Origin of the sequence: Providencia burhodogranariea DSM 19968 (genome assembly GCF_000314855.2) — a bacterium.
GTDB lineage: Bacteria > Pseudomonadota > Gammaproteobacteria > Enterobacterales > Enterobacteriaceae > Providencia > Providencia burhodogranariea.
In genome coordinates this window covers 788884-801200 of record NZ_KB233222.1, presented here as the reverse complement: position 1 = coordinate 801200, position 12317 = coordinate 788884, and the positions used below count along the sequence as shown (strand labels likewise).

Genomic DNA, 12317 nt, shown 5'->3' with positions numbered 1-12317 from the left:
TACCTATTTATAAACCAATATCAATTTTTGATTGAATGATTTATAATTATTTTTTTGCCGATTTAATGAGGTTTTATGAGCTATTTTTTCGCCCATCTCGCTAGAATGAAACTCATCCACCGTTGGCCATTAATGCGTAATGTGCGTACTGAAAATGTCTCCGAGCACAGTTTACAAGTCGCCATGGTTGCCCATGCACTTGCCATCATTAAAAATCGTAAGTTTGGCGGCAATGTCAATGCGGAACGAATCGCCTTATTAGCTATGTATCATGATGCAAGTGAGGTGATTACTGGAGACCTTCCTACACCAATAAAATACCATAATCAACAAATTGCTCATGAATACAAGAAAATAGAGAAATTTGCTCAACAAAAATTGCTTGATATGCTACCTGAAGAGCTACAAGAAGATTTCAAGCCTTTGGTGATGGAAGAGCTACAATCAGATGAAGAGCATTCCCTTGTTAAACAAGCTGATTCGTTGTGTGCTTATTTAAAATGTTTAGAGGAATTGTCAGCAGGCAATAGCGAATTCAAATTGGCGAAAACGCGCCTTGAAAAAATTCTTAGTGAGCGAAAAAGCCCTGAAATGGACTATTTCATGGCAGTTTTCGTGCCCAGTTTTTCACTTTCTCTTGATGAAATCAGTCATTAAATTTTAAAAAAAAGAGTCCATTCATTTCTTAAATAATAGATAAATATAAACTCTAAATGACTTTTTAATTCTTCGAACAAAATAGTGGTTTTGTTATTTGCTAGTAGAATAATAGCCCTAAAAATAAATAGGGCTTATTTATTCTCATTTTTAAAAAGGAAAGAGTACCGGGACAACAAGCACACTGATTATCATAACGATAACCGTAAACGGCACACCCATTTTGATGAAATCACCGAATTTATAACCTCCGGGTCCAAGAACTAGTGTATTAACCGGCGAAGATACTGGCGTCATAAAGGCCGCAGATGCCGCAATCCCAACTATCATCGCAAATGGTAATGGTGACACTTCCATCTGACGTGCAGCGGCAATCGCAATTGGTGCCATTAATACCGCTGTTGCGGTATTTGATATAAATAAGCCAATCGATGCACAGAGTATAAATAAGCACACCAACATGACATGTGGCCCCAAATTACCTGCAATTTCCATTAGAAAATCAACAGCTAGCGATATTCCACCTGTTTTTTGTAACGCCAACGCAAATGGCATCATTCCCACAATCAAAATAATACTTGGCCAGTGAATTGACTTATAAGCACTTTCCATATCGATACAGCGAAATTTCCCCATCAATAAACACGCAATTAAGGCCGCAATAAAGTTAGGAATTTCATTTGTCACCATCATGGCAACCATTAATGCAAGGCAAAATAACGCATGGGGGGCTTGAGAAGATGCAGGAGCTACGGCTTCTACTTCCGCAGCTAAATTTAATACGATAAAATTGCGTGGTTTGGTTGATAGAATACGAATTAATTTCCAATCACCAATGACGAGTAAGATATCACCCAACCTTAACGGTTCATCAACTAACTTACCACTAATTGCTTTACCATCACGGCGGATCCCAACCACATTAAGACCATAACGAGTACGAAATTTTATATCACGTAAGCTTTTGCCTAACAGTTCGGACTCTGGGTTCATAGAAACTTCGGCCATGCCCACATCGCGAGATTGATCCGAAAAGTATTCACCCCGTAAGATCATTGGCTCAAGTTTTTGCTCATAGCAAAATTGACGCAGTTCATCATCACTGACTGAAATATCCACTAGCAATACGTCTTGCTCTCGTAGCTCTGTTCCACCAGTTGCATTGACCATCACGCGACGAAATTTACGCCAGCGCTCAATACCAACCACGTTAGCATCGTAACGTGAACGCAAGTGTAGTTCCTCAAGAGAGTGTCCGATCAGAGGCGACCCTTTACGAATAGCAAGGCGGCGCGCCCTACCCGTAAGTTTATAGTCACGAATAAGGTCTCGAAAAGTGCGTTGATAACGCTCAGGAAGTTTATCTGGCTCACTGCTACCAAGCCAGCGGCGTGCAACCCACATGTAAGCAATGCCTGCCAATAAGATCAGAATGCCTATCGGGGTAATTGAGAAGAATTGAAAGCCTTTGATGCCTTCCCTGACTAGCTCGCTATTAACGACCATATTCGGTGGTGTGGCAACTAGAGTCATCATACCACTAATAAGACCCGCAAAGCCTAATGGCATCATTAGACGACCAGGGGAGATTTTCATGCGAGCAGCAACGCTCAGTACCACAGGAATAAAAATAGCAACAACGCCAGTTGAGCTCATAAAAGCACCAAGACCAGCAACTGTCAGCATTAAAAACACTAACATTTTACTTTCGCTACTGCCAGCAACTCGTACTAACCAATCGCCCATTTGATAAGCGATACCTGTCCGTACCAAGCCATCACCAATAACAAACAAAGCAGCGATTAATAAAACATTAGGATCAGCAAAACCAGATGTTGCTTGTTCTAAGGTTAAAGTATCACTTAAAACAAACGCTACTATCACAAGTAATGCAACCACATCCATACGAATTTTATTTGTGGTAAACAACACTATTGCGATCAGCAGTAGGGTTAACACCCACAGCAATTCTCCGTTCAAAATGTCCCCTTTCAACGAAAATAAACAGTATTTAGGGATTGCAGGCTTTTAAGTGGATTAGCATAAAAATTGCTACCTTAAAGGAACAACAACCCCTAGCAGTTTTCGTTAGTTAAGCATTTTTTTCAAAGAATTTCTTTGATTGAATCGCGATTAAACATTTTTTGATACTAAAACAGTGAAAACACCATTCTTGTCTGTATCCGTAACCGATATTTGCTCTAGTGAATTGATAATTGCGTGAATTTTTTCTCTTCTTGGCATCCCTTCTGGAGCATGAACTGCAATCACTTGGCAGCCTGCATCAAGAGCGGAATAAATACCTGCTTGAGCATCTTCAAATGCAACACAATCTGTTGGGTCTAAGTTGAGACATTTGGCCCCTAACTGAAAAGGTTCGGGATTAGGTTTGCCTTTTAACACTTTTTCAAATGTCACCCAATGTTTTGGTTCTGGCAAACCAGCGGCTTTTAAGCGAGGATGGGCAATCGGAACAGTACCCGATGTGACAATTGCCCAAGGCACGTTAAGTTCATTAAGGCGATTAAGTAAAGCAAATGCGCCTGGTAAAGCCGCGACACCGTCTGTATCTGAAGCTTCCATTTTTTCTAGCCAACGAAAACGCGTCATTAGCTCGTCTTCGCTGGCTTCAGGCATAAAGTGGCGTAAGCTTGTTAGCGCAGGTTTTCCATGTATGAAGCTAATTATCTCTTCAGGGCTAACGCCTATCTCTTCACCAAACAGACTCCAGCAACGTTCAACAACAGCTAATGAATCAGCTAAAGTTCCATCAAGATCAAACAGAAAACCTTTTGCTTTTAATTCCACTATTACTCCTTAAAAACGCATTAAGCGTTGATGACCTGATTAATTTCTACTGCAGATAGATGATATTGACGAGGGCATGCGCGCCAGATACCGAGCATCCGCACATATTTATCCCACATTGGTGTTTGTGAGTTAAAACCATGAGTGCCACTATCAAAATGAGTGTAACGACCTTCTGTATTCACCATGAAGCGAACATAGCTTAAATAGCGAGCTTCTGTTGCCGCATCGAAGCCAAGAAATTGTACACGACGGCGATCGATAGCCTGAGGATCATTCATATTGCCGTATGAAACTTGTAATGCGTGATACATTTCCATGATATCAATGATAGTTCGGCAAGTACTTTCGCTTAACTCTCCAAACTCCCTATCAAGTTCACGCATTTGCAGACCAAAACCCCGCTCAATAACAGTTTGCAGGCGACGATAACGATCTGCATTATCCGGATCAAGCATGGTCATCATTTTGTATTGGTTTGATAAAATTAGACGTTGTGCATTAGTCATTTCCATCATGATTCTCCTCGGAAAATTTTTAGATAATCTTCGCATTCAATATTCATGATGGACAGTGAAAACATCACTTTTTTTGATCTAAACAACCTTTTTACGTTACTTATTGTTAAATCGAATTTTTAACTCAAACATCTTCCATAAATGATTTATCTAATTGCTTGAATGCACGTTTCAGCAATTCAGCTAACGCCATATAATCAGGCTGATGTTCAATCGGTGCAACCGCAATACCCGCCTCAACAAATTTTTCACGTATTTCATAGAACCAACTGAGTAAACTATTAGGCAATGGCGTCGATGCTCTTTTACCTAACCACCACAGCCCTTGCATTGGTAATGTACAAGCAAATAATGCGGTCGCAACAGCGGGACCAAGTTGCCCGCCTAAAGCAATTTGCCAAGCTAGCGTAAAGATTGCAATCGGTGGCATAAAACGAACACCAAAGCGAGTCGCTTTGATCATGCGTAATTCAGGAAAAATTGGGGACAGTTTTTTCTCCATAGGAAATGTCTTCAGGTACAGGTTCCCTAACGTAAATCGTTTGAAAAAACCCGGGGGTGAGTTTTGCAATGTACTCATAAATACCTTCCTATGACTTAATAAATCTAGACCCGTTATATATCAAGATGCGACGTGATTATTGAGGCTTAGCTATTTCAATCACTTAGTTTAGCTTAATAATAGTGATTGTTGCCTAACTTGCATCGAGAATTATTTTGCGCCTTTAGCTTCTATATCTAAAATAATGATGAAAAATACTTATCTTACTGCCTACTTTACGCCATTTTAGCAAAAATATACATAAGTAATACCGATAAGTGTTCTTGAATTATTTGCATCCAGCATGACCAAATTTAACCAAATCAGCTATTCTGAAGGGTAGGTAATTTTGCATAAAGTGCTGATTTAACCTAAAGCTTATGATTTCAATCAATCAAACGGTTTGTACCTAAAAAAAACATACAAAATATAAAATATTTTTAGTAGAATTAACCTTATTTAGATTTATTTGTAGAACTTTGAAACCTTACATACTCAAACAGGTTCGAGGTGAATAAATGTAGTGCCATGTTTCAAGTATTAGCGCTATGTTTTGAATGTCTGACAGGTTTAGCTCGCTTTATTGGCTTTGCTATATTTTTTGCGTGTTATTTCAACACTCGCTGTGAAGCACTTTTGATAAGAACTTCGCACAGCTGGTAACATCGATTTTTAAAAAGCCTTGTTAGATAACTAATGCCTTCGTGTTTTCGACATTATCATGATATCCATCATGAAATATTAGGTATTAAATACGCTAGGCTCTAGCTGTTAATCTTTTTTCAGAGTCTTTCTTATGCAAGCTGCATGTTAAAGGCTTCACAACAACAATTAACGATAGGTATTTCCATGTCAAGTAAGCTGGTACTGGTTCTAAACTGCGGTAGCTCCTCACTGAAATTCGCCATCATCGACCCAACCAATGGTGATGAATATTTATCTGGTTTATCTGAGTGCTTTAATCTACCGGAAGCCCGTATTAAATGGAAAATCGACGGTGCTAAACATGAAGCTCAATTAGGCGCAGGTGCTGCGCACAGTGAAGCACTGACTTTCATTGTTGATACTATCCTTGCAGCAAAACCAGAATTGTCTGCACAGATCACATCTATTGGTCACCGCATTGTTCACGGCGGCGAGAAATTCACTTCATCAGTTCTGATCACTGACGAAGTTATTGAGGGAATTAAAGCTGCTATCCCATTTGCACCGCTGCACAATCCTGCTCACTTAATTGGTATTGAGGAAGCAAAGAAAGAATTCCCTCACTTAGTCGGTAAAAACGTCGCTGTATTCGACACTGCTTTCCACCAAACTATGCCAGAAGAAGCTTACCTATATGCACTACCATATGAATTATATGAAGAGCATAGCATTCGTCGTTATGGCGCTCACGGTACTAGTCATTTCTATGTTTCTCGTGAAGCAGCTAAAAAACTGAACAAACCTATTGACGAACTTAACGTCATCACTTGCCATTTAGGTAATGGTGGTTCAGTAACTGCTATCGTTAACGGTAAGTGCGTTGATACCTCTATGGGCTTAACGCCATTAGAAGGTCTGGTAATGGGAACTCGTAGTGGTGATATCGACCCTGCAATTATTTTCCATCTGCATGATTCACTTGGCATGAGCGTTGATAATATCAACAAGATGCTGACTAAAGAGTCAGGTCTTCTTGGCTTAACCGGTGTGACTAGTGACTGCCGTTATGTTGAAGATAACTATGACACTAAAGCAGATGCAAAACGTGCAATGGATGTTTTCTGTCACCGTTTGGCGAAATATGTCGGGGCATACGGTGCGCTGATGGAAGGCCGTCTTGATGCAATTATCTTCACTGGCGGTATTGGTGAAAACTCAGCTCATGTACGTGAGCTGACATTGAAAAAACTGGCACTACTTGGCTTCGAATGTGACCACGAACGTAACTTAGCCGCTCGTTTCGGTAAAGAAGGTGTGATCACGACGGATAATAGCCGTCCTGCTCTGGTTATCCCAACAAATGAAGAGTTGGTAATCGCACAAGATGCAGCTCGCTTAACCGCCTAAAACGGATATATCCGCCAGCCTAATCCGCTGGCGGTTCTATTTTATAATCAGTGACTGTTGACCTTTTAAGCTTAATTTTTTGCAATAGGTAGTCTGTTAAAGGCACGAGGATAGATACAAGCTATCTTCCATGTATGACTTTTAATAAAAGCTACCCTAAAAAGGTCAACAGCCCCTAACGTAACCGATAAAAGAGGTTTCCCGTGTCTCGTACAATTATGTTAATTCCTACCGGCACTAGCGTTGGTTTAACCAGCGTCAGCCTAGGCGTCGTTCGTTCAATGGAACAAAAAGGTGTCCAGTTGAGCGTATTCAAGCCTATCGCTCAGCCACGTGTGTCAGGAAGCAAAGATCAAACCACTGAAGTTTTACGCTCCCATTCGAGCCTTACCACCATCGTCGAACCATTAAAAATGGAATATGTTGAGTCATTACTGACCTCTTCAAAAAAAGACGTATTGATGGAAGAAATCGTTGCTCGCTATCACGAACTAACGGCAAATTCAGAAGTCGTTCTGATTGAAGGTTTAGTACCGACACGTAAGCACTCTTTTGCTCAATCACTGAACTACGAGATCGCGAAAACTTTAGGCGCTGAAATTGTTTTTGTTACTGCGCCTGGTAACAGCTCTGTTTCTGAGATGAAAGAACGCCTCGAATTAGTTCGTAACGAATTTGGCGGCCAACGTAATAAAAGTATCATCGGTGTTATTGTCAATAAAGTGAATGCACCTGTTGATGACCAAGGTCGTACACGCCCTGACTTATCTGAAATCTTTGATGACTCAACCAAAGCGACCATTGCAAATATTACGACAAAAGAATTAGACTGCCTGAGCCTGCCAGTTCTTGCTTCTATTCCGTGGAATTTTGATCTAATTGCAACGCGTGCCATCGATATGGCAAAACACTTGAATGCAGAAATTATTAATGAAGGTGAAATTAATACTCGCCGTGTTAAATCGGTGACTTTCTGTGCGCGTAGTATTCCACACATGCTTGAGCATTTCCGTCCTGGTTCACTGTTAGTCACTTCTGCCGATCGCCCTGATGTATTAGTCTCTGCTTCACTGGCGGCAATGAATGGCGTTGAAATTGGTGCACTGTTATTAACAGGTGGCTATGATATCGATGCGCCGATTCGTAAGCTGTGTGAACAAGCATTTGAAACTGGCCTACCTGTCTTCATGGTAAAAAGTAATACTTGGCAGACTTCACTGAATCTGCAAAGTTTCAGCTTAGAAGTCCCAGCAGGTGACCATGAGCGTATTGAAAAAATTCAAAACTATGTCGCACGCCACATCAGTAGCGATTGGATTGAATCATTAGTTGCCGACTCTCATCGTCCTAACCGCCTATCTCCACCAGCATTCCGTTACCAATTAACCGAACTGGCACGTAAAGCAGGTAAACGTATCGTTCTGCCAGAAGGTGATGAGCCACGTACAGTGAAAGCTGCATCTCTGTGTGCTGAGCGCGGTATCGCAACTTGTGTATTGTTAGGAAACCCAGACGACATCCGCCGTGTTGCTTCAGCTCAAGGTATCGAGCTTGGTGCAGGCATTGAGATCGTTGATCCACTAAAAGCACGTGAAGAGTATGTTGGCCGTCTTGTTGAATTACGTAAGAGCAAAGGAATGACCGAAGTCGTTGCCCGTGAACAGCTCGAAGATAACGTTGTTCTTGGAACATTGATGTTGGAAAAAGGTGAAGTTGACGGTCTCGTTTCTGGTGCAGTGCATACCACAGCAAACACCATTCGCCCACCACTACAGTTAATTAAAACAGCTCCGGGTAGCTCACTGGTTTCTTCTGTGTTCTTTATGCTGTTACCAGAACAAGTGTTTGTTTACGGTGACTGCGCAATCAACCCAGATCCAACGGCGGAACAACTGTCTGAAATCGCAATTCAATCTGCTGATTCAGCAAAAGCGTTTGGTATCGACCCACGTGTTGCGATGATCTCTTATTCAACGGGTAACTCTGGTGCAGGTAGCGATGTTGAAAAAGTTCGTGAAGCAACGCGTTTAGCACAAGAAAAACGCCCTGACCTGATCATTGATGGCCCACTTCAGTATGATGCTGCGGTAATGGCTGATGTTGCGAAATCAAAAGCACCAAACTCACCCGTTGCAGGTAAAGCAACCGTCTTTATTTTCCCAGACTTGAACACAGGTAATACAACCTATAAAGCCGTGCAACGTTCAGCTGATCTCGTGTCTATTGGACCAATGCTGCAAGGTATGCGTAAACCGGTTAATGACCTGTCCCGTGGCGCACTGGTAGATGATATTGTTTACACTGTGGCACTGACAGCGATCCAAGCTGCACAAAACGAAAACGCTTAATTATTCAAAGAGTCTATTTCGGTATCAAGCCAATCCATCATTGGGTTGGCTTTTTTATGGATTATTTTCTTCTTGCAACAAGCATTCAATCGTTTTTCTCAACCAATTTAAAGCACCATCTCCCTCACTACGTTGATGCCATATCATTTGAAACTCCAAATCAGGAAGTTCAAATGGCGGTGTGAAAATCGCAAATTTTCCACGCATCGCTTGGGGTATGGCTTTTTCAGCCACCGTGAGAATAAGGTTGGTATCTTCTAACAATTGCGGCGCTATCTGCCAATATGGCACAGTGACTGCAATACGTCGCTGTTGATTAATTAATTGAAGATGCTGGTCAATTTCATTGGCATCAAAAGGTTTCATGCTGACTAAAATATGGGGATGCGCTAGCCAATCGATTAGGCTCATTGTTCCCTTTGGACAAATCGCTTTATCAACCACACTTATCATCTTATCGGTAAACATAGATTGTGCATGTAATGTATTATCTAATGAATTAAATACACCAAATGCAAAGTCCAAGCTTCCTTCATGTAATTTATTTTGCATTTCTTCTCGACTACAATGCCAAATTTTCAAATCCACATCAGGGGCATGTTCCCGTAAATAACGAATTAATTTTGTTGATATGAGTGCAGCACCGTAATCAGACATGGCAATATTAAACCGTCTATTGCACTGTAACGGCTGAAAATCCTGCTGAGAAATCAAGTCATCAAGTTGATTTAATGCTTGAGCTAATGGCCCATACAATGATTCCGCTTTACTTGTTAGCTGGTACTGCCCTTTTTGACGAATAAGTAGAGGGTCGTTAAACAATTCACGAAGGATGTTTAACGTATGACTCACTGCGGGTTGGCTTTTATGCAATGCCTCAGCGGCTCGACTCACATGACGTTCTCGCAATAAAACAAATAAAGTAACTAGCTGATTTAAATCTAATTTTCTTAAATTATTCATTTGGCGAATAGTACCTTATAAAATCGTTCATTTCCCAGCAGTGATAACGTGTCTTAACATGATATTAAACCAAATCTGGTAATTTATTCATTGAGAAAACATCATGTCAACGCTTTCATTATCAGGGATTATTCTCACAATTGTTGCTTTGCTTGCAGGGGGTGTTGTCCCAATTCAAGCAGCAAGTAATGCGATCCTCGCACGGCATCTAGGCCATCCATTATGGGCAAGTGCGATATCACTATTAGTCAGTATGATAGTCCTGATCCCACTATTATTCATTTTCAAAGTACCAAAACCTAATTTTAACTTGGAGCTGTTTAGTCAACCAATATGGATATGGTTTGGAGGGATCGCAGGCATGTTATATCTCACCTCCGCGCTAATACTCGTCCCTAAAATTGGTAGTACGACCTTCTTTGTGATGGTTATCGCGGGGCAATTAATCATTTCAGCTTTGATAGAGCAATTTGGTTGGTTTGGCATGACACAAAACTCAATTCCTATGGGGAAAATTTTGGGGATTTGTTTGGTGATTGGTGGTGTTTTATGTGTTCAGCTTTCGAAAAAATAAATTGATTGGACTGTTCATTTAATCTAATAAAGTCATGTTCAGCTCAATAATAAATATTGCATAGATTAATATTGAATTCGTTAGATGATTAATGAGAAAGCTAGCGCATCATCACGCTAGCTTTCTTATATTTTGCGCCATCAAATTTAATATTACTATTGATGACGCAGAGGTCAAATAACTTACATTTAAGCTATTTGTGATTTCGGCTTCTTAGATATAAATACTGAAACCACTGTCGCAACAATAATATTCAACACAAAAGCAGCAATACCAATATTCATAAATTGAAGCCCTTCTCCTAGCCAAGGGAAAATCTGTACTAGCGAAATGTGCTCGATATAAGTTACCGCTAAGAAAATAACGCCTGCGATAATACCGGCAATCGCCCCTGCTGCCGTCATTGGGTTATTTTGCCTAAAGCTCATCAGCAGTGCAGGGAAGAATTGAGCAACAATGTTTACACCAAGCAGCATAATGGCTACTAGCGTGTCATTACTGTGGAAAATAAAGTACAGGCTAACTAAGGCAACAACAGGTACCATAAATCGAGCATATATGCCTGACTGGCGCTTCTCTTCGCTCACCTTAAAAGCTTTTTGCACCACACCCGCTAACATGTTTGACGTTGTCAGTAGTAGCATAGAACCCGGTACTAACGCCGTCAACATACCTGCCGCACCAATAAACCCGACAATAACAGGTGAGAACGTAGACTTTGAAATTTCAAACAATGACAAGTCAACCATTGAGCCTTCAAGATGTGGTATTTGCAAGATCGCCGCATAGCCGACAAAGAAAGCAAATAACATAATCAAGCTATAAGCTGGAATTAAAATACTATTGCGCTTTAATGAGTTTTCATCTTTTGCAGTAAATACCGCAGCCATATAGTGTGGCCAACAAAAATACGCAATTACCGACAAGAAGACCGTCGAAATATACCAAGGGATGTTCAGCCCTTTATCCGAAAATGTGAGGAAACCTGGGCTTGAGGTATCAATAGCACGGAACATATCACCAAAACTGCCGTAATAGTGCAAAGGGATATAAATCCCAATAAATACCACCACAACCAAGATCATCAAATCTTTCAATGCGGAGGTCCAAGCTGAGCCATGGATCCCTGAAATCATCACAAATAAAGTGACAGCAATAATCCCAATCCAAATCGCCATATCCGCCGGAATAGCACCATAAGAAGCTTGAGAAACAATAATACCAAGCCCTTTAAGTTGTAACACAAATAGTGGTACCATCGCCGCAATTGAGATCAGGCTAATTAAGAGTGCTAAACCTTGGCTTTTATACTTAGCGCCAAAGAAGTCAGAAATAGTTCTGACATTATGGTCCTTTGCAAAGCGCCATACCCGTGGGTGAACCCAATAAAGAAAAATCCCCATAAAAGCATTAACCGCCAAAGTGTAGAGGATCGCAGGACCTTTACCATATGCCCAACCACTTCCACCTAGAAATGTAAAAGTCGTATAGATCTCACCAGCACTAAGTAAAAAGACCAGTAATGCGCCATAACTGCGCCCACCAACTGACCACCCTTCGTGGTCCATTTTTTTGCCTTTTTTCGCTCTTAATGCCAAATAGATGCTAAATAGGAAAAATAGCGAAATCACAATTAATGCTGAGCTCATTGTTTTTCCTTACCATTCTTAGAATCTAATATATTAATTAGTAGCATAATCAATGCGCTGATAATTACCCACCCGACAATCCAAAACATTAAAAATGGCAATCCCAAAACAAAAGGCTCAACACGATTGGCAAAATAAATACCAACCGTTAGTGCAAGTAGTGGGAAAATAACCAAATAGTGATACCATTTCATTGATAATTCCTTG

The 12317-nt window shown here is 40.7% G+C and carries 11 protein-coding genes; 4 read left to right on the top strand and 7 right to left on the bottom strand.

The features are described from left to right. Nucleotides 1-75 precede the first annotated feature (75 nt). Nucleotides 76-657 carry a 5'-deoxynucleotidase gene (yfbR, locus tag OOA_RS03350; protein ID WP_008910715.1) on the top strand — a complete coding sequence of 194 codons (582 nt, stop codon included), beginning with the start codon at nt 76-78 and terminating at the stop codon, nt 655-657. Between the two features lie 150 nt (nt 658-807). Here yfbR and OOA_RS03345 read toward each other — a convergent pair whose 3' ends face one another. The 4 genes from OOA_RS03345 to yfbV all read right to left on the bottom strand — a co-directional run bounded on the left by OOA_RS03345 (nt 808) and on the right by yfbV (nt 4563). Further along, the gene (locus OOA_RS03345; RefSeq protein ID WP_008910714.1) at nt 808-2637 is read right to left on the bottom strand and encodes an SLC13 family permease; all 1830 of its coding nucleotides are present in this window, start codon (nt 2635-2637) and stop codon (nt 808-810) included. Nucleotides 2638-2790: 153 nt separating this feature from the next. Further along, nucleotides 2791-3465: a sugar phosphatase gene (locus OOA_RS03340; protein WP_008910713.1), complete on the bottom strand. Its 675-nt coding sequence runs from the start codon at nt 3463-3465 to the stop codon at nt 2791-2793. Nucleotides 3466-3485: 20 nt separating this feature from the next. Beyond that, the gene (locus tag OOA_RS03335) at nt 3486-3980 is read right to left on the bottom strand and encodes a YfbU family protein (RefSeq protein ID WP_008910712.1); all 495 of its coding nucleotides are present in this window, start codon (nt 3978-3980) and stop codon (nt 3486-3488) included. 127 nt (nt 3981-4107) lie between these two features. Beyond that, nucleotides 4108-4563: a terminus macrodomain insulation protein YfbV gene (gene yfbV / locus OOA_RS03330; protein ID WP_008910711.1), complete on the bottom strand. Its 456-nt coding sequence runs from the start codon at nt 4561-4563 to the stop codon at nt 4108-4110. An 810-nt stretch (nt 4564-5373) separates the two neighbouring features. Here yfbV and ackA point away from each other — a divergent pair. Continuing rightward, entirely contained in the window at nt 5374-6576 is a 1203-nt protein-coding gene (ackA, locus tag OOA_RS03325) for an acetate kinase (RefSeq protein WP_008910710.1), read from the top strand. 203 nt (nt 6577-6779) lie between these two features. Beyond that, entirely contained in the window at nt 6780-8924 is a 2145-nt protein-coding gene (gene pta, locus OOA_RS03320) for a phosphate acetyltransferase (RefSeq protein WP_008910709.1), read from the top strand. Between the two features lie 54 nt (nt 8925-8978). Here the strand turns inward: pta and OOA_RS03315 are convergent, their stop codons facing one another. After that, the gene (locus OOA_RS03315; protein WP_008910708.1) at nt 8979-9887 is read right to left on the bottom strand and encodes a LysR family transcriptional regulator; all 909 of its coding nucleotides are present in this window, start codon (nt 9885-9887) and stop codon (nt 8979-8981) included. A gap of 103 nt (nt 9888-9990) precedes the next feature. Between OOA_RS03315 and OOA_RS03310 the strand changes: the two genes are divergently transcribed. Continuing rightward, the gene (locus OOA_RS03310; RefSeq protein WP_008910707.1) at nt 9991-10461 is read left to right on the top strand and encodes a DMT family transporter; all 471 of its coding nucleotides are present in this window, start codon (nt 9991-9993) and stop codon (nt 10459-10461) included. 188 nt (nt 10462-10649) lie between these two features. Here the strand turns inward: OOA_RS03310 and OOA_RS03305 are convergent, their stop codons facing one another. Together OOA_RS03305 and OOA_RS03300 are read right to left on the bottom strand one after the other, a co-directional pair. Further along, nucleotides 10650-12110: a sodium:solute symporter family protein gene (locus OOA_RS03305; RefSeq protein ID WP_008910706.1), complete on the bottom strand. Its 1461-nt coding sequence runs from the start codon at nt 12108-12110 to the stop codon at nt 10650-10652. Further along, nucleotides 12107-12304: a DUF3311 domain-containing protein gene (locus OOA_RS03300; protein ID WP_008910705.1), complete on the bottom strand. Its 198-nt coding sequence runs from the start codon at nt 12302-12304 to the stop codon at nt 12107-12109. The genes OOA_RS03305 and OOA_RS03300 overlap by 4 nt, the downstream gene beginning before the upstream one ends. Nucleotides 12305-12317 lie beyond the last annotated feature (13 nt).